The organism is Georgenia muralis (assembly GCF_003814705.1).
In the GTDB taxonomy this organism is placed as follows: domain Bacteria; phylum Actinomycetota; class Actinomycetes; order Actinomycetales; family Actinomycetaceae; genus Georgenia; species Georgenia muralis.
This window is the reverse complement of the sequence record NZ_RKRA01000001.1, coordinates 3,848,795-3,871,050: the sequence shown is the minus strand read 5'-3', so window position 1 is coordinate 3,871,050 and position 22,256 is coordinate 3,848,795. Positions and strand designations below refer to the sequence as shown.

24 protein-coding genes and 1 pseudogene are annotated in these 22,256 nt (G+C 73.2%); 13 read left to right on the top strand and 12 right to left on the bottom strand.

Going from position 1 to position 22,256, the window contains the following annotated elements; translation table 11 throughout:
- Positions 1–80: 80 nt before the first annotated feature.
- Positions 81–515 (top strand): MarR family winged helix-turn-helix transcriptional regulator, encoded by a 435-nt coding sequence (locus tag EDD32_RS17500; protein WP_246006206.1) that lies wholly within the window; start codon positions 81–83, stop codon positions 513–515.
- A gap of 112 nt (positions 516–627) precedes the next feature.
- Here the strand turns inward: EDD32_RS17500 and hepT are convergent, their stop codons facing one another.
- The 5 genes from hepT to EDD32_RS19655 form a co-directional block, all read right to left on the bottom strand.
- Complete coding sequence (gene hepT, locus EDD32_RS17495; protein WP_123919569.1) at positions 628–1,053, bottom strand: type VII toxin-antitoxin system HepT family RNase toxin; 426 nt, start codon at positions 1,051–1,053, stop codon at positions 628–630.
- Entirely contained in the window at positions 1,050–1,466 is a 417-nt protein-coding gene (locus EDD32_RS17490; RefSeq protein ID WP_123919567.1) for a nucleotidyltransferase family protein, read from the bottom strand. The genes hepT and EDD32_RS17490 overlap by 4 nt, the downstream gene beginning before the upstream one ends.
- Positions 1,467–1,528: 62 nt before the next feature.
- Positions 1,529–3,865: a M48 family metalloprotease gene (locus EDD32_RS17485; protein ID WP_123919565.1), complete on the bottom strand. Its 2,337-nt coding sequence runs from the start codon at positions 3,863–3,865 to the stop codon at positions 1,529–1,531.
- A gap of 1 nt (position 3,866) precedes the next feature.
- Positions 3,867–4,418, bottom strand: coding sequence for a hypothetical protein (locus EDD32_RS19660; protein ID WP_123919563.1), 552 nt, complete (start codon positions 4,416–4,418; stop codon positions 3,867–3,869).
- 10 nt (positions 4,419–4,428) lie between these two features.
- Positions 4,429–5,058: a hypothetical protein gene (locus EDD32_RS19655; RefSeq protein ID WP_123919561.1), complete on the bottom strand. Its 630-nt coding sequence runs from the start codon at positions 5,056–5,058 to the stop codon at positions 4,429–4,431.
- Between the two features lie 150 nt (positions 5,059–5,208).
- Here EDD32_RS19655 and EDD32_RS19650 point away from each other — a divergent pair, with 150 nt between their 5' ends.
- Positions 5,209–5,511 carry a DUF1905 domain-containing protein gene (locus EDD32_RS19650; RefSeq protein WP_123919559.1) on the top strand — a complete coding sequence of 101 codons (303 nt, stop codon included), beginning with the start codon at positions 5,209–5,211 and terminating at the stop codon, positions 5,509–5,511.
- Between the two features lie 51 nt (positions 5,512–5,562).
- Here EDD32_RS19650 and EDD32_RS17465 read toward each other — a convergent pair whose 3' ends face one another.
- On the bottom strand, positions 5,563–7,401 hold the full coding sequence (locus EDD32_RS17465) for a heavy metal translocating P-type ATPase (protein ID WP_246006205.1): 1,839 nt from the start codon (positions 7,399–7,401) through the stop codon (positions 5,563–5,565).
- Positions 7,402–7,413: 12 nt separating this feature from the next.
- Positions 7,414–7,644, bottom strand: coding sequence for a heavy-metal-associated domain-containing protein (locus EDD32_RS17460; RefSeq protein ID WP_123919557.1), 231 nt, complete (start codon positions 7,642–7,644; stop codon positions 7,414–7,416).
- Between the two features lie 105 nt (positions 7,645–7,749).
- On the opposite strand from EDD32_RS17460, the gene EDD32_RS17455 reads away from it, so the two are divergent.
- The gene (locus EDD32_RS17455; protein ID WP_211338880.1) at positions 7,750–8,493 is read left to right on the top strand and encodes a Crp/Fnr family transcriptional regulator; all 744 of its coding nucleotides are present in this window, start codon (positions 7,750–7,752) and stop codon (positions 8,491–8,493) included.
- A 9-nt stretch (positions 8,494–8,502) separates the two neighbouring features.
- Here the strand turns inward: EDD32_RS17455 and EDD32_RS17450 are convergent, their stop codons facing one another.
- The 5 genes and pseudogenes from EDD32_RS17450 to EDD32_RS17430 form a co-directional block, all read right to left on the bottom strand.
- Positions 8,503–8,766 carry a type II toxin-antitoxin system RelE family toxin gene (locus tag EDD32_RS17450; protein WP_123919555.1) on the bottom strand — a complete coding sequence of 88 codons (264 nt, stop codon included), beginning with the start codon at positions 8,764–8,766 and terminating at the stop codon, positions 8,503–8,505.
- Complete coding sequence (locus EDD32_RS17445; RefSeq protein WP_123919553.1) at positions 8,763–9,038, bottom strand: type II toxin-antitoxin system Phd/YefM family antitoxin; 276 nt, start codon at positions 9,036–9,038, stop codon at positions 8,763–8,765. The genes EDD32_RS17450 and EDD32_RS17445 overlap by 4 nt, the downstream gene beginning before the upstream one ends.
- Positions 9,039–9,053: 15 nt before the next feature.
- Complete coding sequence (locus tag EDD32_RS17440; protein ID WP_123920648.1) at positions 9,054–10,082, bottom strand: Na+/H+ antiporter NhaA; 1,029 nt, start codon at positions 10,080–10,082, stop codon at positions 9,054–9,056.
- A 49-nt stretch (positions 10,083–10,131) separates the two neighbouring features.
- A pseudogene (locus EDD32_RS20060) lies at positions 10,132–10,965 on the bottom strand (NAD(P)-dependent oxidoreductase); the annotation flags it as partial.
- The gene (locus EDD32_RS17430; RefSeq protein WP_123919551.1) at positions 10,962–11,960 is read right to left on the bottom strand and encodes a DUF4862 family protein; all 999 of its coding nucleotides are present in this window, start codon (positions 11,958–11,960) and stop codon (positions 10,962–10,964) included. The pseudogene EDD32_RS20060 and the gene EDD32_RS17430, both read right to left, overlap by 4 nt.
- 265 nt (positions 11,961–12,225) lie before the next feature.
- On the opposite strand from EDD32_RS17430, the gene EDD32_RS17425 reads away from it, so the two are divergent.
- The 10 genes from EDD32_RS17425 to EDD32_RS17380 all read left to right on the top strand — a co-directional run bounded on the left by EDD32_RS17425 (position 12,226) and on the right by EDD32_RS17380 (position 22,160).
- On the top strand, positions 12,226–13,284 hold the full coding sequence (locus EDD32_RS17425) for a TRAP transporter substrate-binding protein (RefSeq protein ID WP_123919549.1): 1,059 nt from the start codon (positions 12,226–12,228) through the stop codon (positions 13,282–13,284).
- 28 nt (positions 13,285–13,312) lie between these two features.
- Positions 13,313–13,816, top strand: coding sequence for a TRAP transporter small permease (locus tag EDD32_RS17420; RefSeq protein ID WP_123919547.1), 504 nt, complete (start codon positions 13,313–13,315; stop codon positions 13,814–13,816).
- Between the two features lie 14 nt (positions 13,817–13,830).
- Complete coding sequence (locus tag EDD32_RS17415; RefSeq protein ID WP_123919545.1) at positions 13,831–15,132, top strand: TRAP transporter large permease; 1,302 nt, start codon at positions 13,831–13,833, stop codon at positions 15,130–15,132.
- A 47-nt stretch (positions 15,133–15,179) separates the two neighbouring features.
- Complete coding sequence (gene kduI, locus EDD32_RS17410; protein ID WP_123919543.1) at positions 15,180–16,019, top strand: 5-dehydro-4-deoxy-D-glucuronate isomerase; 840 nt, start codon at positions 15,180–15,182, stop codon at positions 16,017–16,019.
- Positions 16,020–16,063: 44 nt separating this feature from the next.
- Positions 16,064–16,918, top strand: coding sequence for an IclR family transcriptional regulator (locus EDD32_RS17405; protein ID WP_123919541.1), 855 nt, complete (start codon positions 16,064–16,066; stop codon positions 16,916–16,918).
- A gap of 47 nt (positions 16,919–16,965) precedes the next feature.
- On the top strand, positions 16,966–17,754 hold the full coding sequence (locus EDD32_RS17400; protein WP_123919539.1) for an SDR family oxidoreductase: 789 nt from the start codon (positions 16,966–16,968) through the stop codon (positions 17,752–17,754).
- The gene (locus tag EDD32_RS17395) at positions 17,739–18,767 is read left to right on the top strand and encodes a C-terminal binding protein (protein WP_246006203.1); all 1,029 of its coding nucleotides are present in this window, start codon (positions 17,739–17,741) and stop codon (positions 18,765–18,767) included. Before EDD32_RS17400 ends, EDD32_RS17395 begins: the two co-directional genes overlap by 16 nt.
- 1 nt (position 18,768) lies before the next feature.
- Positions 18,769–19,821, top strand: coding sequence for a zinc-dependent alcohol dehydrogenase (locus tag EDD32_RS17390; protein ID WP_170175345.1), 1,053 nt, complete (start codon positions 18,769–18,771; stop codon positions 19,819–19,821).
- On the top strand, positions 19,818–20,585 hold the full coding sequence (locus EDD32_RS17385) for a glucose 1-dehydrogenase (protein WP_123919537.1): 768 nt from the start codon (positions 19,818–19,820) through the stop codon (positions 20,583–20,585). Before EDD32_RS17390 ends, EDD32_RS17385 begins: the two co-directional genes overlap by 4 nt.
- Before the next feature lie 486 nt (positions 20,586–21,071).
- On the top strand, positions 21,072–22,160 hold the full coding sequence (locus EDD32_RS17380) for an extracellular solute-binding protein (RefSeq protein WP_123919535.1): 1,089 nt from the start codon (positions 21,072–21,074) through the stop codon (positions 22,158–22,160).
- The last annotated feature ends 96 nt before the right edge of the window (positions 22,161–22,256 follow it).

Sequence of the window (22,256 nt, the reverse complement as noted above, 5' to 3'; positions counted from 1 at the left end):
GGTCTCCGAAGCTCACGGGTGGGGAGCATCCGTGTAGTAAGGTCAACCTGAATGTAAGGTGAACCTTAGGACGGAGAGCGGTGCCGGCGCAAGAGCCCAACACCATCGCGATGCTCGGGCAGGCCTACAGCCTTCTCGGCTTCCGCATCGTCGAGGGCGTCGTGGGAGCGGGGTACCCGCAGAAGCCGCGACACTCGGCCGTGTTCGCCCAGATCGGGCACGAGGGCGTGCGTCTGAGCGATCTCGCCCGCGGCGCGAACATGACGCCGCAGTCGATGCTCGAGCTCGTGGACGAGCTGGAGGAGCTCGGGTACCTGCGCCGCGAGCCCGACCCGACGGACCGGCGGGCGAAGCTCATCCGCCTCACCCCTCTCGGGGAGCGGACGGTCGACGCCGGCCGGGCGACCGTGAGCGGGATCGAGCAGACGATCACCCAGGTGCTTGGCGCCGAGGGGCACGCCGAGCTCCGCCGTCTGCTCGGGCTCCTGCTCACCGAGGTGGGGGACCCGGCCTAGTCACCACAGCGCCGTCGCCAGCGGGTTGCTCGGGGCCGGCGCTCCGGCGGCGTGTCCGACGACCTCGCCCACCCTGCTGGGACATCGGTCGCGAGACGTGCCCCGCGGCTCGTCAGGGCGCGGGTGAAAGAGCTCGAGCCACCTGACGCACGTAGTCCCTGTACCCGGTGAGAGCCGCAGGCACGGCGCGCGCGACGACGTCGAGGTCGACCCGGACGTACTCGTGCGTCAGGACGTTCCGCAGACCGACAGAGGGTTTCAGCTCCCGAGCGGTGTCAGGGTCGAGGAAGTGAGCCTCCACCATGCGGTCGAAGCCGTCGCGATAGTCCTCGGGTGGCCGCTGGAGGGCGGCCACCGCGACGTGCGCGTTGATCTCGACGGCGAGATTGACGAGCTGGGTGAGGATCCGCTCGACCTGGAGACGGACGGCCATGTCGTCGAGCGCCTCCGGGGATCGGATGTCGAGGGTGTCGAGGTGGTCCAGGAGCTGGCGCATCGAGACCAGCCGACGCGTCACCACCTCACGGTCGACGCTCATCGCGTCAGGCTCTCGAGGACGGAGCGTCGCAGGGGTGCGGTCTCGATGTAGTGGTTGATGGCGAAGATCTGCCGCTCGGCGAACAGGTGCGGGTGGGCCTGGTAGAGGAGCTCGCCGGTGGTGAAGACCCGGTGCAAGGCGACAGGACCCGCCGACGCGAGGTCCATGACGTCGAGGTCGTCGCCGCCGACGAGCTCGGCAAGATCCTCGATGGCCGTGAGGAGGTCGCCGGCGCCGCTACGACGGAAGCTGAGAGCAAGGTCGACGTCGCGTGGCTCGCGGACCGGGGCCCGCGCGACGGAGCTGCCGAACAGCACGGCGAGCTCGATCGACCGGCGACGGCACAGCTCGGTGAGCGCACCCGAGTCCTTCGCCGCCCTCAGGCGACGCAGCGTTCGTGCGGCCGAGCCCATGACGTCACTGTACGACCGCACCACGACATGGAAGGGACCGGCGCGGACCGTCGACGGGCGGGTCACCGGTCGGCCGCGCCGACTCTCGCCACCGCAGCCTCATGGAGGTCCGTCCACCGTGCCATCGCCGCGGCTGCCGCCGTCGCGGCGGTCTGTGCCTGCGCCGTCGCCGCAGGGTCCACCTCGGCCTGGGCGGCGGCCAGGGTGAGGGCACGTTCGGCCACCACGACGTCGCGGTAGGCCTCGTGCAACCGCCGCACCTCCGCGTCGCCACCGAGGGGGAGGCCGGCTCCGACGTCGTCCGCGGCGCCGATGGCGTCGTCGTACAACCCCGCGACGCGCCCGCGGAGGTCGGCTGCGACGTCACCCCCACGTGGGAAGTACAGGGCCTCCTCGTACGCCACCGCGGCGGTGTCCCGCAGCATGACGAGCAAGGGCAGCTCCTCACCCAGGTACGTCTCCAGGTCGCCGACGTCCGGCGGGACGTGGCTGTCGGCGGGGACCAGTGCCGCCGCCGTCAGGGCCGAGGCGAGGGCGACGACGGTGGTGAGGATGACCAGTCGTCCGGCGTCCCGTCGGGCGCCGGTGCCCGGACGCCGGAGGAGGGCGACCCCGGCGAGCAGCGGCAGGCCGGCGAGGGTCACGGTCGCGACGGCCGGCTCGAGGAGTGTCCAGATCCCGCCGAGCGGGCCACCGGCCCGGACGGCGGCGACCACGGCGACAGCCGGAGCGGCGAGGACGACCGTGACGGCGCCGGCGAGGGCGCCGTCGGCGAGCCCCCGCACCCCGACGAGGACCAGGACCGCCAGCGCCGCCGCGACAGGAGGCCAGAGCAGACCATCGAACCCGAGCTCGCCGCCGACGGCCCCGGCCACCACCGCAGCCGCCGCGCCGACGAGACCGGCCACCGCCGACGTCGCGAGCCGGTCGCGGCCGGTTCGGCGGTCCCGGACCAGAGCGCCCGCCGCGACGACGACCACCACGACCCCGAGCAGCCACGCCGCCGGACTCTGCGCCGCCACGAACGGCAGGAACGCCAGGACGACGACCGACAGCCCCGCGGCGAGGAGCTCGGCGACGCCGGTCACCGCGTCGGCAGCGAGCGCGCACGCCGCCGCGCCGCCCAGCGCCACCGCGCCCGGAGGTCCGGCGGCGACCTCCCGGCCCACGACGAGGACGGCGCCGAGCATCAGGCCCGTCAGGCCCGCCGAGACGGCGTCGACGACGGAGCCCTGGACGAGCCCGGTCCCCCCGAGCGAGAGGAGGGCGCCCACCGCCACCCCGCCGGCGAGCGCCGCAGCCGCGGCGGAGGTCCGGCCCGGACCGTTGACGGGCCGGCCGACGCCGCGGGTGCGCCAGACCTCCGCGCCGAGGACGGCGCCGAGGCTCCCGAAGGACACCGCTCGCGCAGCCCGGGCGGCGGTGAGCGCGTCCCAGGCGAACGCCTCGGCGGCCAGCGCCTGGAGCGGGGGAAGGGCAGCGCCGGCGGCGAACCCGGCGACGAGCAGCGTCATCGGGCTCAGTCGCCCTCGCCGGCCCGGGTCCAGGACGTAGGCGACCCGCTCGGGCCCGGTGGGGTGCAGCGCGAGGAGGCGGCGCAGAGGGGGTGGCAGAAGCCGGTGCCCGGGGAGCGCGGCCGCCCGCCCGAAGACCGCCGCCACCGCGTGCGGGTCGCCGGACCACAGCGCCGCGCTGAGGTCGGCCTCGTGCTCACGCCGGCGCAGGAGGAACGCCCGGGCGAGGTACACCGCGCTCGCCAGGGCCAGCGCGCGGACGAGGTAGCTCGGCAGGAGGGACCGGTCCCCGCCCGCGAGCCGGAGGACGACGGGGACAGCCAGGACGGGGACCGTGGCGTACCAGCAGTACAGCGCGAAGTACGCCAGGGCGACGTCGTGGTGGCGGACGTGGGCGAGCTCGTGCCGCACGACGGCGTCGTAGGTGGCCGGGCGGCGTCGGGCCGCGCCGAGAAGGGCCGGGGTGACCCGGACGACGTAACGGCCCGGCCGCCCGAGCGCGAGGGCACCGGTCCGCGGGTCCTGCGGGTTCCACACGAGCTCCGGCGCCGGGCTGATCCCGGCGCGGACGGCAGCGTCGGCGTACCGGCGAGCCGCCGGGGTCTGTGGCGGCACCGGGACGAGGTGGTCCGAGCGCAGGGTCCGTCCGGGCTGGGCCGCGACCAGACCCGCGGTGGCCACGAGGACGACGAGAGGCACGGCCACCATCCAGCGCAGGGACGTCCCGGCCGGCTCGCCCATGGTCAGCCACTGCCCGACGAACACCCCGGCCAGGAGGATCGTGGCGGTGAGGAGGGCGAACGCGGTCAGCGTCGCGGTGGCGGGGCGGTGCGGGGTGACGTCGGGTGCCCGCCGTCCGGGCGGGGCCACGGACGTTGCGGACATCTCAGGTGCCCGTCAGGGAGAGCCGGCCCACGAGGGCATCGGCGATGAGGAGCGCGTCGTCGTCCTCCAGGCCCATCTGCCGGCAGACGGTCGACGCGGTGTCGTGGACGCGGCGCAGCGTCGCGGCCGGGACAGGAGCCCCCGTGTCGTCGGCGGGCTCCCGGTGCAGGAGACGCCGGACCCAGGTGCGCAGCATCGGCTGCACCTCCTCCTCGGTGGCACCGGCGACGAGCTTGCCGAGGAACCGCACCGCGGCCGTCGCGGCCGCGACGACGTACGGCGCGAGCAGGACGACGACCTCCGCGCCGGAGCCGAGGGCGGTGTCCCTCTCCGGCCGGGGCACGGTGCCCGGGCACGCGACGAGCTCGGCCCGTCGGGCGCGGAACACCTCGAGCTCCTCGGGGGCGCTCTGCGCGAGGACGGCGTCGGTGAGGGCGCTGACGACCTCCGCCTCCAGCTCCGGCGGGAGGACCGGGGCCCCGAGGTCGACGGCCTCTCCCGGTGCCGGCCGGACCCCGTCGGGCCAGGACTCAGCCCTCGGCGCTCCCGTCATCTCCGCCTCCTCAGATCTCGTCGGACATCAGCGCGCACGTCCAGGCTCCGACGTACTGCGCCGAGACGGCCAGGTCGTCCCCGGCCGCCATGGCCCAGTCACCCGCGGCCACGACGTCGTCGTAGGTCCCGGAGTCCATCGCCCAGGCGACCTCGCCGAGGGCGTCGGCGCAGTCCGTGAGGGCGTCCACGAGGTCGGCGGCGGCCGGGTCGTCCGGCTGCAGCGAGGAGGCCTGGTCGGCGACGGCGCCCGCGAGCTGAGCGGCGACGAGGGAGAGGGTGACGGGCTCGGACTCGCCGATCGCGTCCTTGGCTCCCGCGTACTCCTCGATGGCCGAGCCGCACAGGGTGTCCACCATGGCGAGCCAGGTCCCGGCTGCATCGACATCGGTCGTGGGGTCCGGTGCCGGTTCGGTCGTGGGTTCCGGGGCATCCGTCGTGGCCTCGGGCGCCTCGGTCGTGGGCTCGGGTGCCTCGGTCGTGGGGTAGGGAGCCTCGGTTGTGGGCTCGGGCGCCGCCCCGGTTGTGGGCCCCGGGGCCGGCCCGGGGGTGGGCGCCGGTCCGGGAGCACCGCACCCGGCGAGCAGGATGAGGGCGGCGACGGCTCCACCGAGCCGACGGGCGGCGTGCTTCTCGGACATGACAGCCTCCGCGGTGGAGCGCGGAGGCGCTCCACATCCAGTGCACCGCGAGGGCGGGCCACCCGCCAGGGACGATTGTCCCCGGAACGGGGGATAGCCCGAGACGCCCGCCCTGTTGACGTGCCTTCCGCCGGCGGGAAGCATGCGGACGTGACGTACGCGTTCGAGGCCGAGCTCTGGCAGTGGGACGCCCGGCAGACGGACACCTGGACGTTCGTGGCGCTGCCCGCCGAGATCGCCGACGAGATCCTCGAGCTCTCCGCCCCGTTCGCGCGCGGGTTCGGCTCGGTGCGGGTCGAGGTCACGGTGGGGGAGACGGTGTGGCGGACGTCGATCTTCCCCGACGGCAAGAAGGGCACCTACGTCCTGCCGGTCAAGAAGGCCGTCCGCGCCGCCGAGCGGCTCGCCGCGGGGGACGTCGTGCGGGTGCGGCTCGCGCTGGTCGAGGTCTGACCTCGACCCGCCCGCGGGTCCTGACCGCGAGCACCTGACCGCAGAGACGTCTCACGCCCGGCGCAGCAGCCGCATCGCGTTGACGATGACGACGAGCACGGACGCCTCGTGGACGAGCATGCCCACCGACATCGTCACCCCCCCGAGGAGCACCCCGGCCAGGAGCACCGCCACGGTCACCAGGGCGACGGCGATGTTCTGCCGGATCGTGCGCACGGTCCGGCGGGCGAGGGCGAGCGCCTCGGGCAGGCGGGAGAGCCGGTCGCCCATGAGGGCGATGTCGGCGGTCTCGACCGCGACGGCGGTCCCGGCCGCCCCCATCGCCACGCCCACGTCCGCCGTCGCCAGGGCCGGGGCGTCGTTGACGCCGTCGCCCACCATCGCCACGACGTATCCGGCACGCTGGAGCTCGCGCACCGCCGTGAGCTTGTCCTCCGGCAGCAGCCCGGCCCGCACCTCGTCCACACCCGTGACCCGCGCGACCTCGGCCGCGACGGCGGCGGTGTCCCCGGTGAGCATGACGACCCGCCGCACCCCCGCGGCGTGCAGGGCGGCGACCATGGGCGCGGCCTCCGCGCGCACCGTGTCCGCCACGCCCAGCGCGCCCACCACCTGACCGTCGACGGCGAGGACGAGCGGGGTCCGGCCCCGGCGGGCGAGGTCGTCCGCGGCCGCCGCGGCCCCGCCGTCGGCGATGCCGTGGGCGGCCAGCAGGCCCGGGGAGCCGATCACCACGCGGGTGCCCTCGACCACCGCGACGACGCCGCGGCCGGGCACCGGTTCGGTCCGCCCGGGCACGCCGACGGCGACGCCGGCCCGGCGGGCGGCGTCGAGGACCGGCCGGGCCAGCGGGTGCTCGGAGCCGGCCTCCGCCCGCGCGGCCCAGGCCAGGACGTCGGTCCGGGTGAGCCGGTCGTCGAGGACGACGACGTCGGTGAGGACGGGCCGACCCGTGGTGAGGGTGCCCGTCTTGTCCAGGGCGACGGCGTCGACGCGCGCGGCGGTCTCGAGGTGGTCCCCGCCCTTGACGAGGATGCCGTCGCGGGCGCCGCGGCCGATACCGGCGACGAGCGCGACCGGGACGGCGATGACGAGCGCGCCGGGGCAGCCGATGACGAGCAGGGTCAGAGCCAGCTCGACGTCGCGCGAGAGCAGCCCGGCCACCACGGCCAGGACGATGATCGCGGGGGTGTACCAGCGGGCGAAGCGGTCCAGGAACGCCTGTGTGCGGGCCCGGGCGTCCTGCGCCTCCTCCACGCGGTGGATGATGCGGGCCAGCGTGGTGTCCGCCCCCGTCCCGGTGGCCCGCACGTGCAGCAGCCCGCCGAGGGAGACGGTGCCGGCGTAGACGACGTCGCCGGCGGTCTTGTCCACCGGCACGGACTCACCCGTGACGGCCGACTCGTCCACGGCGCCCGAGCCGGCCGTCACCTCGCCGTCGACCGGGACCTTGGCGCCGTTCTTCACCAGGACGACCTCGCCCGGGAGGACCTCGGCGGCCGGGACCTCCACCTGCTCGCCGTCGCGCAGGACGACGGCGACGTCGGGCGCCACGGCCACGAGCTCGGCCAGCGCGGCGCGGGTCCGCCCGAGCGTCGCGGACTCGAGCGCGTGCCCGACGGCGAAGAGGAAGGTCACCGCGGCGGCCTCCCAGTACTCCCCGATGACGATCGCGCCCACCGCAGCGACGGAGACGAGCAGGTCGATCCCGACCACCCGGGCCGACAGCGCCCGGACGGCCGAGCGGAGCACCGGGGCGCCGGCGACCGCGGCGGCCGCGACCATGAGGGGGTCACGGGCCGCGGGGGCGACGAGGCCGGCGAGCAGGGCGGCCAGGATGAGTGCGCCGGAGCCGGCGGGCACGGCCCACCGGCGGGTGAGGATGGTCACGGGGGTCTCCTGTCAGAACGTCGCCGGGCGGGCGGTGTACCCGGCGCGGCCGACGGCGTCGACCAGCGCCGGGACGCCGGCGAGGGTGGGGTCGTGGTCGATCTCGATCCGCCCGGAGGCGAAGTGGACGGTCACGGCGGAGACGCCGTCGAGCCGGCGGACCTGCTTGTCGATCTTCGTCACGCACGACGGGCAGGTGAAGCCCTCGGCGCGCAGGACGGTGTGGGTGGTCGAGGTGGTCATGGTCGGTCCCCTTCTCGTTGTCGGTGGACCCGACGTTACGAACGCGCCCGACGCCGGACCATGACCGCCGTCAATCAACGGCAGCTGCCGGGCTAGCCTGAGGAGGTGGCCCGCCGGCACGTCCCCCTGCGCAGCACCTGCGCCCAGCCGCACCGCTGCGCCCCGGACGTGCGCCTGGCCGTGCTGCGGCAGGTGCCGTACTTCCGCGGGCTGACCGAGGACGAGCTCGCCGGCGTCGACGCGCGCATGGTCTCGCTGTCCTGGGCCGAGGGGGACCGGCTCTACACCGCCGGGGAGCCGGCCGAGCACCTCTTCGTCGTGGCGGCCGGGCGGGTGAAGCTGACCCGGACCGGGGCGGGCGGGACCGAGGTCATCACCGACGTCCTGGCGCCGGGGGACCTCCTCGGTGCGCTGAGTACGCTGGGGGAGCCGACCTACGCCGAGTCCGCCGTCGCGCTGACCACCACGTGCGCGCTGCGGATCGGACCGGCGGCGTTCCGCGAGGTCCTCACCGAGCGCCCCGCTGTCGCGTTGCGGGTGCTCGACGACCTCGCCGGCCGGCTCGCCCGGGCCCGCTCCGACGTCGGTCGGTCGGGCGAGAGCGTCGCCGCGCGGGTGGCCACGGTTCTGCTCCGCCTCGCCGACCGGATGGGTCAGGAGCGCCCGGGCGGAGGAGTGCTCATCCAGGTCCCGCTCTCCCGCGCCGACCTCGCCGCGATGGCCGGCTCGACGCCGGAGTCGGTCTCGCGGGTGATGAGCCGGTGGCGGTCCGACGGGCTGGTCGACTCCGGCCGACGGTGGACCGCGCTGCTCGACCGGGACGGCCTCGCGCGGATCGCGGCCGTCTGACGGGGGAGATCAGCGCCGCCGGTAGACCTCCCTCCGGTGACCCGCGCGCAGCACGAGCACGACCAGTCGATCGTCCTCGATCTCGTAGATGACGCGGTAGTCCCCGGTTAGTACCCGCCACTCACCCGCCCCGCCCACGAGCCGGGTGGCGGCGGGTGGTCGGGGATTCTCGGCGAGCAGCTCCAGGACCGCCTGGACACGTCGTCGTGCGGTCGGGTCGAACTTGCGGAGGTCACGGACTGCGGCTGGGGAGAGGACGATGTCGTACGTCACGACAGGCCCAGGTCCGCCTTGACCTCGTCCCAGGGGATGGGCTCCTCCGCCGTCGCGCGCATCTCCTCCCGGGCGGCCTCGGCCGCGAGGATGTCCTCCATGTCCTCGGCGAGGTCGGTGATCCTGGTCAGCTCCGTGGCGTCCACGATCGCCGCGACGCGCTTCCCGCGGCGCGTGATGTAGACGGGTCGATGGCTGCTCGTGGCGTGCTCCAGGGCACCGGCGAAGCGCTCACGGGCCTGGGACACGCTCAGCTCGTCCGGGTTGTTCATCGTACGAACGGTACGTCAGCGTTGATGTCTGTACAAGAGATGCTCCTCGTCAAGAGGTGCCGGCACTCTCTCGACAGAGGCATCGCGTCGGGCGTACGCCCGGCCGCGCCAGGTCAGGAGCAGTCCGCTGACGATCGCTGCGCCGGCCGAGGCGAGGAGGATCGCGGCCTTGACGTGCTCACCACGGGGCGAGCCGCCCGGGAACGAGAGCTCGCCGATGAGGAGGGAGACGGTGAAGCCGATCCCGGCGACGACGCTGACGGCGGCGAGGTCCGGCCACCGCACGGATGCGTCGAGCCGAGCCCTGGTCAAGTGCATGAGCGCCCACGCCACCACCGCCACGAGCGGGAGCAGCCAGACGGGGGAGCGCCGCCGGCGCACCAGGAGGCCGAAGGTGGCGATCGCGGCGAGGGCCCCGACGAGCTCGAGGAGGTGGATCCCGTCGGAGTAGAACAGTGCGATGACGACGATCCCGAGGAGGTCGTCCACGACCGCGAGGGTGAGGAGGAAGGCGCGCAGCGCGGTGGGCAGGCGCCGGCCGAACAGGGTGAGCACGGCGACGGCGAAGGCGATGTCCGTGGCGACCGGGACCGCCCAGCCGCCGGGGTCGCCGTCCTCGGCAAGGACGTTGACGAGGAGGTAGAGCAGCGCCGGGACGGCCATGCCGCCGACGGCCGCGAGGATGGGCACGATGGCGGTGGCGGGCCGGCGGAGCTGGCCCTCGACCATCTCGCGCTTGAGTTCGAGGCCGACGACGAAGAAGAAGATCGCGAGCAGCCCGTCGGTGGCCCACTGCGCGAGCGTGAGGTCGAGGTGCAGCGCGGCCGGGCCGACGACCGCGCCGCTGATCGCGCCGTAGAGGCTGCGGGCGGGGGAGTTCGCGAGGACGAGGGCCGCTACCGTGCCGAGGACGAGCAGGACGGCGCCGGTGTTCTCGGCGCGCAGGGTGTCGGCGAAGTTGCGCCGCCCGCCGGGCGTCAGCCGGCTGAGGACCGTGCGGGGGGAGGCCGGGACCTTGCGAGGGGCCTCGACCTCGCTGCGCAGGGCCTCGGCCGTCCGGCCCTCGGCGGCGCTCACCGCTCCCGCCCGAGGGACTCGACCCGGTGAAGACCTGGCGCGTGACGTCGAGCTGCGGCGTCGCCGTCCCGGTCGCGGACGCCTCCGCGGCGGCGAAACCCAGGTCCTTGACCATGAACTGCGCCGGGCCGGAGGGGCTGTGGTCGTGCTCGGCCAGCCGCGCCTTCTTGACCTCCATCAGCCGGCTCCCGGCGTACCCGCCGCCGAGGAGGTCGAACAGGGCGCGGACGTCGAGCCCGGCGCGCTCGGCCACCACGGCGGCCTCGCCGAGGGCCAGGACGGTGGCGGCGACGATCATCTGGTTGCAGGCCTTGGCGACCTCGCCGGCGCCGGCCGGGCCGAGGTGCACCGGGGTGCCGGTCGCGGCCAGGACGGGCGTCGCGACGGCGACGTCCGCCTCGCTCCCACCCACCATCACCGACAGGGTGCCGGAAACGGCGCCCTCCTGACCGCCGCTGACGGGGGCGTCCACCAGCGTGGCGAGCCCGCTGGTCGCCTCGGCCACCCGTCGGCCCAGCGCCCGCACGCCATCGGGGGAGACGGTGGAGCAGACCACGACGACGGTCGGGGCGTCCACGCCGGCGAGCAGGCCGTCCGCACCGCCCAGGACCGCCTCGACGTCGGGCAGGTCGGGCACCATGACGACGACGACCTCCGCGACCTGGGCGAGCTCGCGGGCCGTGTCGTGCCAGGTGGCGCCGCCAGTGACGAGCGACGTGGCCACCTCCGGGCGCCGGGCGGTGACGTGCAGCTCGTACCCGGCCCGGGCGATGTTGCGGGCCATCGGGGCGCCCATGACCCCGAGACCGACGAAGCCGACCCGGGGGTGCTCGGCGTCACGGCTGCTCACCGCGCGTCCCTGCGGGCGTCGTCGACGAGGGTCAGCGCGGCGCCGGCGACGGCGAGCCGGGTGGGCACGTCGGCGTCCGTCGGCCGGACCGAGATCTTGACCGCGACGAGGGCGTCCGGTCCGGCGGCGTCGAGCGTCTCGCGCACCTCCTCGGGTCCGAGCAGGGACGCCGACGAGGGCGCGAGGGCCGGGTCGTCACCGCGCGGCGGGATGTGCGCGTCGCCCCAGGCCTCGCCCCAGGCGGTGGCCTCGCCGGTGGCGCCGGAGAGGACCACGGCGCCCAGGAGGCCGGCGTCGGCGGCGGCGCGGACGTGCTCGACCGGGGTCGCGGCGCCGCGGCCCTCGATGGCCGAGCGGCCCCAGTTGATGCTCAGCCCGGGCCCGACATCGGCGGCGTCCCGGTTGCCGTCGCCGCCGACACCGACGTCACCGGCGCCGACGGCGCGCAGGGCCGCGAGCTCCTCCTCGAGCGTGAGGAACCCCTTGACGGCGACGTGGTCGCCGGACGCGGCGTCGCAGTGCTCGAGCAGCAGCCGCGCGCCGGCGAGGTCCCACCCGGCGAGCACCTCGAGCGACCTCGCGAGGGCGTCCCGGCTGCCGCCGTCCGGACCGGGCGCGCTGTGCACCTGGACGGCGACGACGCGCCGCCGGCCGTGGGTGTCCGCCAGGCGCAGGGCGAGGTCGCGGGCCCGGGCGACGTCCTCGAGCGCGCGGGCGCGGGCGTCGTCGTCGGTGGCGGCCAGGCCGTACCCGGGGTCGGTGGCGAGGCGGCCCATGACCGTGGGGACGCAGGTCACGAGCAGGTCCCACCCCGGCCGGACGTTCCGGTCGAACCAGGCCGGCTCCAGGCTCGGCGCGCCGGGCAGGGGGAGGGGCAGCTCGAGGCCGCCGACGTCGAGACCGGCGACCCCGTCGTAGAAGGCCGCCTCCTCCGCGGGGGCGGTCGGGGCCATGGCGTAGGCGCCGAGGAGGGGGCGCACGTCTTCGTGAGTCATGGGGCTCCTGAGGTCGGTTCCGTGACGTGGAACATCGTTCCACGAAAGTCTCGATCCGGTCACGGTAGTGGATCTGGGACCAAGGTCGCGTTGCTTCTGGGTGGTTGGTCTGGTTATCTAGGTCCGCACTACGGAACTAGGTTCCATGAGATGGCACTTCTGGCAGCGAGATCAGCCTGCCAGGCAGCAACCAGGGTGCGGGGACGCAGATGCCACCCGTACGAGATGCGCTCACAGGCGTGAGCCGACAGAGGAGTCCTTGAACATGACGCGAAACAAGGCTGTTTCGATCACGGCCCTGCTGGGGGCCTCGGTGCTCGCGCTCACGGCGTGCAGCGCCGGCAGCGGCGCCACCCCCGGCGCGCAGAGCTCGTCCGAGGCGGGGAGCGAGGCGCCTGCGGCGTCCGGCGACACCCTGGTCATGAAGGCGGCGTTCAACCAGCCGGAGACCCACCCGCAGTACATCGTCCTCGACGAGCTCGGTGACAAGCTCTTCGAGGCCACCGACGGCGCGTACGACATCGAGGTCTTCCCCAACGAGACCCTCGGCGCGCAGCGCGAGACCATCGAGCTGCTGCAGGCCGGCACCCTGGAGATGGCCTACGTCGCCGGGCCGCTGCTGGAGAACTTCAACCCCGACTTCGTCGTGTTCAACCTTCCCTTCACCTTCGAGTCGCAGGACCACCAGCGCCAGGTCACCAACGACCCCGAGATCGTCGGCGACCTCTACTCCTCGCTCGAGGACCAGAGCATCAAGGTGCTCGGCGCCTTCCACGGCGGCGTCCGGTCGGTCTACAACACCGAGAAGCCGATCAACACCCCCGAGGACCTCGCGGGCATGAAGATCCGCGTCATCGAGTCCGACACCAACATCGAGATGCTCAGCCTCATGGGCGGCACCGGCACCCCGATGGGCCAGGGCGAGGTCTACACCGCCATGCAGTCCGGCCTGCTCGAGGGCGGCGAGAACAACGAGCTCATCTACTACAACCTCAAGCAGCACGAGGTCGCGCCCTACTACAGCTACACCCGCCACCTGATGTTCCCCGACTACCTCATCATCAACCCCACCATCTGGGAGTCGATGTCGGCCGAGCACCAGGAGATCTTCAACGAGCTCCTCGCCGAGGCCATCGAGCGCGAGGCCGAGCTCTGGAAGGAGCAGGTCGGCGAGGCGAAGGCGGCCGCCGAGGCCGAGGGCGCCCAGTTCAACGAGGTCGACGCCGAGGCGTTCGCCGAGGCCATCGCGCCGCTGACCGAGTCCAAGATCACCAACGACGTCACCCGCACGATCCTCGAGCAGGTCCGCGAAGCGGCCGAGTGACCCACCCGTACCCGAAGAGGCCCATCCCATGAATGCAGCAAAGAACGCGTTGGACCGCGTCCTGACGTGGGCGTGCGTGGTGCTGTTCGCACTGCTCGTGCTCGACGTCACCTGGCAGGTCTTCGCCCGACAGGTCCTCGACCAGCCCTCCGGCTGGTCCGAGGAGCTCGCCAAGTACCTGTTCATCTGGCTGGGCCTCTTCGGGGCGGCGCTCGTCTTCGGCGAGCGCGGTCACATCGCCGTCGAGGTCGCCGTCCGCAAGCTGCCCGTCACCGTGCAGAAGATCCTCGCGGTGGTCGTGCAGCTCGGCGTCCTCACCTTCACGTCCCTGGTCCTGATCTGGGGCGGCTTCAGCGTGGTCGACCTGGCCTGGGAGCAGAACCTCACCGGCCTGCCGGTCAACGTCGGCCCGCTCTACCTCGCGCTGCCGATCTCGGGCGTGCTCATCGCCCTCTACACCATCTACCACCTGGTACGGATCCTCACCGGCGCGGAGCGCCCGGTCGAGGACACCGAGCCGGACGTCGTGTGACGGAGGGCTGACCCATGGAAACCGCACCGCTCGCAGCACTGATCCTCCTCGCCGGCATCTCGATCTTCCTCGTGATCGGCGCCCCCATCTCCATCGCCGTCGGCCTGTCGTCGATGACCGCGCTCTTCGTGGTCCTCGGCGTCGAGAACGGCGTGCTCACCTCGGCCCAGCAGGTCTTCCGGGGCATCAACTCCTTCCCGCTGCTGGCCATCCCGTTCTTCGTCCTGGCCGGCGTCATCATGAACAACGGCGGCATAGCCAGCCGGCTGGTCAACGCCGCCAAGGTCATGGTCGGGCGGACCCCGGGCTCCCTGGCCCAGACGAACGTGGCCGCCAACGCGATGTTCGGCGCCGTCAGCGGCTCCGGCGTCGCCGCCGCGGCGGCGATCGGCTCGACCATGGGCCCCATGCAGGCCAAGGAGGGCTACGACCGCGGCTTCTCCGCGGCGACGAACATCGCCTCCGCGCCGGCCGGCATGCTCATCCCGCCGAGCAACCTCATGATCGTGTACTCGCTGGTCTCCAGCGCCTCGGTCGCCGCGCTGTTCGTCGCCGGGTACATCCCGGGCCTGCTCTGGGCCCTGGCCTGCATGGTCATCGTCTACCTGTATTCGCGCAGCCGCCCCGAGCTGCGGATCACCCGGCGGGTCGGGTTCGCCGAGGGCGCGCGCACCATCGTCGCCGCCCTGCCGGCCATGGTCCTCATCGTCATCGTGATCGGCGGGATCCTGCTCGGGTACTTCACCCCGACGGAGGCGTCCAACATCGCCGTGGTGTACTCGCTGGTCCTCTCGGCGATCTACAAGGCCATCAAGCTCAGCGACCTGCCGAACATCCTCATGGAGGCCGCCCGCACCACCTCGGTGGTCATGTTCCTCATCGGCGTCTCGTCGATCATGGGGTTCGTCATGTCCTTCGCCAAGGTCCCGGCGATGGTCTCGGAGGCGATGTTCAGCATCAGCTCCAACCCGGTGATCCTGCTGCTGCTCATCGCGGTCGTGCTGCTGGTCGTGGGCCTGTTCATGGACCCGACGCCGGCCGTGCTGATCTTCGCCCCCATCTTCCTGCCGATCGTCACCGCCTTCGGGATCGACCCCGTGCACTTCGGCATCATGATGGTGTTCGCCCTCTCGGTCGGCACGATCACCCCGCCGGTGGGACCGATCCTCTTCGTCGGCGCCAAGGTCGCGGGCCTGGGCATCGAGGACGTCATGCGGCGCCTCATGCCGTTCTTCGCGGCGCTCATCGCGCTGCTCATCGTCGTGATCTTCACCCCGTCCCTGTCCCTGTGGCTGCCCGGGGTGCTGGGCCTGTAATCGGCCCGCACGACACGCGCCCCACCCAACCCCACGAGAGGCCCACCATGGAACAGCGTTACGCCACCAGCCCCGAGCAGATCCCCGGCATGGGCACCGCCGAGCTGCGCGAGCGGTACCTCGCGCCCGCTCTGTTCGCCGACGACGAGGCCCGCGCGGTCTACACCCACCACGACCGCGTGGTCCTGGCCGGCGTCCGCCCGGTCACCACGACCGTCGAGCTGCCCACCTTCCCGGAGATCCGCTCGGAGTACTTCCTCGAGCACCGCGAGGCCGGCATCGTCAACGTCGGCGGCCCGGGCACGATCGCCGTCGACGGCACCACCTACGAGCTGGCGCACGGCTCGTGCCTGTACGTCGGGCGCGGCGCCCGCGAGGTGCTCCTGACCTCCACCGACGCCGGCGGCGAGCAGGGCCCCGCCCGCTTCTACGTCGTCTCCGCGCCGGCGCACACCGCCTACCCGACCACCCTGGTCCGGGCCGGCGAGGGCACGGTGCGCGAGCTCGGCGACCCCCTGACGTCCAACCGCCGCACCCTCAACCAGTACATCCACGAGAACGGCGTGCGCAGCTGCCAGGTGGTGATGGGTGTGACCACCCTGCACCCGGGCAGCATGTGGAACACCATGCCGGCGCACACCCACGACCGGCGCATGGAGGCCTACCTCTACTTCGACCTGCCCGCCGACGCCCGCGTCGTCCACCTCATGGGGCGCCCGGACGAGACCCGGCACCTCCTCGTCGGCAACGAGGAGGCCGTCATCTCCCCGAGCTGGTCGGTCCACTCCGGCGTCGGCACGGCGGCGTACAGCTTCGTGTGGGCGATGGCGGGGGAGAACCAGTCCTTCGACGACATGGACGGCTTCCCCATCGCCGACATGAGATAGGTCACGCTGGTACCCCCAGCACCCGACCAAGGACAGGCAGAGAGATGATCAGCGAGACCGCACCCCGGACCGGCGCAGCGAGCCCCTCGGACCACCCCGAGGCTCTCGCCGCGGTGGTCGCCACCGCGAACGCGAGCGAGAAGACCCTCCTCGTGCTCGAGGCGGCGCTCACCCACGACCGGTTCTCCGAGGTGGTCGCGGCCACCGGGCTGGCCAAGGCGACCACGCACCGGATCATCTCCACCCTGGTCGACCGGGGGTTCGTCGCGATCGCCGGCGACGGCAGCTACCTGCCCGGGCCGCAGATCCTCTCCCTGGCCGGGCGCGCGCTCCAGCGGATCGACATCTCCGAGATCGCCCGACCGTTCGTCGAGGAGCTCGTCGCCCAGGTGCACTGCACGGTGCACGTGGGCGCGGCCAACGGCGACGAGATCATCTACCTCGTCCGCACCGACTCCGACAAGCCGTACCAGATGCCCTCCCGGGTGGGGAACGCCATCCCCATGCACTCCTCGGGCATCGGCAAGGCCGTGCTGAGCGGCTACTCCGACGACGCGCTCGAGCGGTTCGTGGCGCGGGCCGGGCTGCCCGCCCGTACCCCGCACACGCTCACGACGCTGGAGGCGCTGCGCGCCGACGTGGCCGAGGTGCGCCGGTGCGGGTACGCCATGGACCGCGAGGAGAACGTCCCCGGCGTCGCCTGCGTGGCGGCTCCCATCCGGGACCACACCGGAACCATCAAGTACGGCCTGAGCATCTCCACGATCACGGTCGAGCACACGCTCGCCCAGGTCGAGGCGATGTCCGAGGCGGCGCTGCGCACCGCCGACCAGATCTCGCGCGCCCTGGGCTACACGCCCGAGGCCGCCACCACCGCCCCACCTGCCCACCAACGCTGAGCGCCACCGCGCGCGCCGCACCACCCACCCGCCAGGAGAACACCGACATGACGCACCCGAGCACGCCCGCAGCCTTCGCCGAGCACCTCCTCAGCCTCGAGGGGCAGACGGCCGTCGTCACCGGCGCGAGCCAGGGCATCGGCCTCGCGATCGCCGAGACGCTCGCCGCCGCCGGGGCGGACATCGTCGGCGTCAGCTACGACATGCCCCAGGGCGACAGCGACGTCCGCACCGCCGTCGAGGCCCACGGGCGCACCTTCACCCCCATCACCGCCGACTTCGCCGACCGCGATGCCGTCACCGCCCTCGCGGCCGACCTGGCCGAGCGCGGCGTCGACATCCTCGTCAACAACGGCGGCACCATCCGGCGCATCCCCGCCGCGCAGCACCCCGACGCCGACTTCGACCACGTCATGGACGTCAACCTGCGCACCGCGTTCGTCCTCGCCCGCGAGATCGGCGCCACGATGATCGAGCGCGGCCACGGCCGGATCATCAACACCGCCTCCATGCTCAGCTTCCAGGGCGGCATCAACGTGCCCGGGTACACCTCGTCCAAGTCCGCGATCGCCGGGCTGACCCGGGCCCTGGCCAACGAGTGGGCGCAGCACGGCGTCAACGTCAACGCCGTCGCCCCGGGCTACGTCGCCACCGCCAACACCCACGACCTGCGCCAGGACCCCGAGCGCTCCAAGGCCATCCTCGACCGCATCCCCGCCGGGCGCTGGGCCGAGGCCTCCGACATCGCCGGCGCCGTGCTGTTCCTGTGCAGCCGGGCCGCCGACTACGTCCACGGCGTCGTCCTGCCCGTCGACGGCGGATGGCTGGCCCGCTGATGCGCCTCGTCATCACCGAGTGCGACCACGACTCCTTCGCCGCCGAGCACGAGGTCGCCGACCCCGCCGGCGCCGAGCTGGTCCTCACCCAGTCGCGCAGCGCGGAGGAGCTGGTGGCCAACGCCGCAGGCGCCGACGCGATCCTCGTCCAGTACGCCACCATCACCGCCGAGATCATGGACGCCCTGCCCTCGCTGCGCGCGATCGGGCGCTACGGCGTGGGCGTCGACTCCGTGGACGTCGAGGCCGCCACCGCGCGCGGCATCGCGGTGTGCAACGTCCCCGACTACGGCACCGAGTCCGTCTCGGACCACGCGGTCGCCATGACGCTCGCCGCCGCCAGGGGCATCCCCCGCCTGGACCGGGGCGTGCGCGCCGGGTCCTTCGACCTCGCCGTCGTCCGGCCCGTCTACCAGACCCGCGACCGCGTCTTCGGGATCATCGGGATGGGCCTCATCGGCACCGCCACCGCCCGCAAGGCCGCCGGCCTCGGGTACGAGGTGATCGGCTACGACATCGCCGCCGAGCCCGGCGCGGCGACCTTCCACGGCTTCCCCTCGGTGACCCTCGACGAGCTGCTCGAGCGCTCCCAGGTGGTCTCGCTGCACACCCCGCTCACCGACGAGACCCGCGGCATGATCGGCGCCGCGGAGCTCGCCCGGATGCGCACCGACGCCATCGTCGTCAACACCAGCCGCGGCGGCGTCATCGACACCGACGCCCTCGTCGAGGCCCTGGCCACCGGCTCCATCCGCGCCGCTGCTATCGACGTGCACGAGTCCGAGCCCATTGCCGCGGACCACCCGCTGACCACGTTCGACTCCGTCGTCCTGACGCCGCACCTGGCCTGGTACACGGAGGAGTCCTACGACGAGCTCAAGCGGCGCACGGTCGAAAACGTCGTCGAGGTGTGCGCCGGCCGCGCGCCGCGCGACATCGTCAACCCCGAGGTGCTCGGCACCCCGGGCCGCAACGCCGGCTGCGCACCCGTCGCCGCCCTGACGGGAGCCTGAGATGAGCGCCACGACCGAGACCACCACGATGGCAGCAGCGGTCTGGACCGCCACCGACCAGGTGGTGCACCGCCGGGTCGCGCGGCCCGAGGTCCCCGAGGGCTGGGCGCTCGTCCGCGTGGCCTACAACGGGATCTGCGGCACCGACCTGTCGATCCTCCACGGCAGGCACCCGCGGGCCCAGGCGCCCCTGGTCATGGGGCACGAGATGTCCGGGTGGGTCGAGCAGGCCGGCACCACCGGCCCGGCGGCCGGCACCCTGGTCACCGTCGAGCCGCTCATCACGTGCGGCGAGTGCCGCGCCTGCCGCACCGGCAGCTCCCACGTGTGCCGGCGCCTCGGGCTCTTCGGCATCGACGCCCCCGGCGGCATGGCCGAGTACGTCGCGCTGCCGCCCGAGGTGCTGCACGCGGTGCCCGACGGCGTCGCCCCGCGCACCGCCGCCCTCGCCGAGCCGCTCGCCGTCGCCGTCCACGCGGTCGACCTGTCCGGCATGGAGCGCGGGGACGCCGTCGCCGTCTACGGCGCCGGGCCCATCGGCATCCTCACGGCGCTGGTGGCGCGGCACGAGGGCGCGGGCCACGTGGTCGTCACCGAGCCCAGCCCGTGGCGCCGCTCGGTGGCCGAGGGCCTCGGCTTCACCGTCGTGCCCGAGGGCTCGACGATGGCCGAGACGCTCGCGCCGCTGACCGACGGCGAGGGTGCGGACACCACCTTCGACTCCGCCGCCCACCCGTCGGTGGCGGCCGAGCTCACCGCGGCCACCCGGGTGCTGGGCCGGATCGTCGTCGTCGGCGTGTACAAGCAGCCGACCGCGCTGGACCTCCAGGCCGTGTGCTTCAAGGAGCAGAGCCTCGTGGGCGTGCGGGTCTACACCTCCGCGGACATGACCCGGGCGATCGAGCTCATCGCCGCCGGCGAGCTGGGTCTCGAGGGCTTCCCGACGAAGGCCTTCGGCCTGGCCGACATCGGCGCCGCGTTCGACGCCGCCACCTCCGGACAGGACTGCCTCAAGGTCCTGGTCACCCCGCTGAAGGGGAAGGCAGACGCATGAGCGCCACCACCAACAACAGGTTCGACCTCACCGGCCGCACGGCCGTCGTCACCGGGGGAGGGCGCGGGCTCGGCTCGGGCATCTCCCGCTCGCTCCTCGAGGCCGGCGCCGACGTCGTCGTCCTCGCCCGCAACGAGGTCCCCGGCGAGCTCCGCGACCACGCCGCCTCGCTGGGCCGGACCGTGTCCTTCCAGCAGGTGGACCTCGCCGACGGCGACGGCGTCGCCGCGGCCGCCGCGGCGGTCCTCGCCGAGCACCGGGTCGACATCCTCGTCAACAACGCCGGCACCCAGGACCGGTACCCCGCCGTTGACTTCCCGCTCGAGGCCTGGGACACGGTGCTCGACATCAACCTGCGCGCGCCGTTCCAGCTCTGCCAGCTCTTCGGCCGGCCGATGCTCGAGCGCGGCGAGGGCAAGGTGGTGAACTTCGCGTCGCTCCTGTCCTTCCAGGGCGGCATCACCGTGCCCGCCTACGCGGCGAGCAAGGGCGCGATCGCCCAGCTCACCAAGGCGCTGTGCAACGAGTGGGCCGGCAAGGGCGTCAACGTCAACGCCGTCGCGCCCGGCTACATGGCCACCGACATGAACAGTGCGCTCCTGGCCGACCCGGTGCGGCTCGAGCAGCTCTCGGTCCGGATCCCGGCCGGCCGCTGGGGCACCCCCGAGGACATCGGCGACGTTGTGGTGTTTCTCGCCTCCGACGCCGCCGCGTACGTCCACGGACAGGTCCTCGCTGTCGACGGCGGGTGGCTGGCGCGGTAGCAGTTCGCGCGCGGGCCACCTCGCCCGCAGATCTCGAGCTCACGCTCGGGAAGGGGTACGCCGAGGGCCTCGGCACGTGCACGACATCGCGCCGGAGGCCTTGGCGTCGTCCTGCCCCCGGCAGCCGCCGCTCCTCGTAGCCGAAAGCTCTGTCAGGACAGTCCGTACGTTGTTTGCGGCTTCGTACGTACTTGACGGCCAGGCAGCGAGTGGGGCGGCGCCGCTCATGGTCTGCCAGTTCAGGCACTCGTCGGCGTGACGTCATCGCAAACTGGCCGGGGGAGCGCTCCCCCCACGGGCGCGTCTCCGTGGACAAGAGTTCATCTCGGGTTTAGCGTGAAGCCACAACGCATTCATGGCACAAGGCCACCCTGGGCTGTGGGGGAGAGCGCTCCCCCTCGATGACGACATGGACGTCGCGGTCGGTCCAGGTCCGGCTCGCCGCCGCACTGAGATCACCGCCGATCCCGAGAGAAAGAGTCCCCCGTGCACAAGCTCTCCAGCATCGCGGCCACCGCCGCGGCAGCCACGCTTCTCCTCTCCGCCTGCAGCGCCACCGGTGCGGACACCGACGACGCCGAGACCCCCGCCGCGGGCGGTGAGGGGGGCGGCGGCGAGACGCTCATCGTCTACACGAACTCCAACGCCGACGGTCGCGCCGAGTGGCTGACCGAGCAGGCCGCCGAGGCCGGGTTCGACATCGAGGTCGTCGGACAGGGCGGCGGCGACACCACCAACAAGATCCTCGCCGAGGCGGGCAACCCGGTCGCGGACGTCGTCTTCGGCCTCAACCACATGTACTTCTCCCAGCTGGTCGCGGCCGACACGATCGAGCCCTACGAGCCGGCGTGGTCCGGCGAGGTCGACCCCGACCTGGCCGACCCCTCCGGCGAGGGCTACTTCTGGCCGCTCGTCCAGCAGGGGATCGTCCTGGCCTACAACGCCGAGGTGTACACCCCGGAGGAGGCGCCGCAGGAGTGGATCGACCTGTGGAACGACGAGCGCTTCCACGAGCGGTACGAGACCGTGGACGGCCTTGGCGGCGCGACGACCCAGCTGATCTTCGCCGGCATCCTCGACCGCTACAAGGACCCCGAGGGCGACCTCGGCGTCTCGGACGAGGGCTGGGAGCAGATCCAGGGCTACTTCGAGCACGGCAACCCCTCCGTGCCGGACACCGACCTGTACCTGCGCATGGCCGAGGGCGAGGTCGACATGGGCCAGATGTTCACCTCCGGCATCCCCTCGCGGGAGGAGGAGTACGGCGTCGACTCCGAGATCATGCGTCCGGAGTTCGGCATCCCGTTCGCCGTCGAGCAGATCGCCGTGGTCAAGGGCACGGACCAGGCCGACCAGGCGCACGAGTTCATCGACTGGTTCGGCGGCGCCGAGGCGCAGGCGGCGTGGTCCGCGGAGTTCGACTCCATGCCGGTCAACGAGGGCGCGATCGCCGAGGCCGACCCGGAGATCGTGGAGTTCCACGAGAACCTCGTGCAGCAGGAGATCGACTGGGAGTTCGTCGCCGAGAACATCGCCTCCTGGATCGAGAAGGTCGAGCTCGAGTACGTCCCGTGACCGACCGGCGGGCCGGGGCGCGGTGCCCCGGCCCGCCGCGCACCGCTCCGCCGTGCCCCGACCCGGCACGTCCCGGTCCACGCCCGAGCGCCGCCC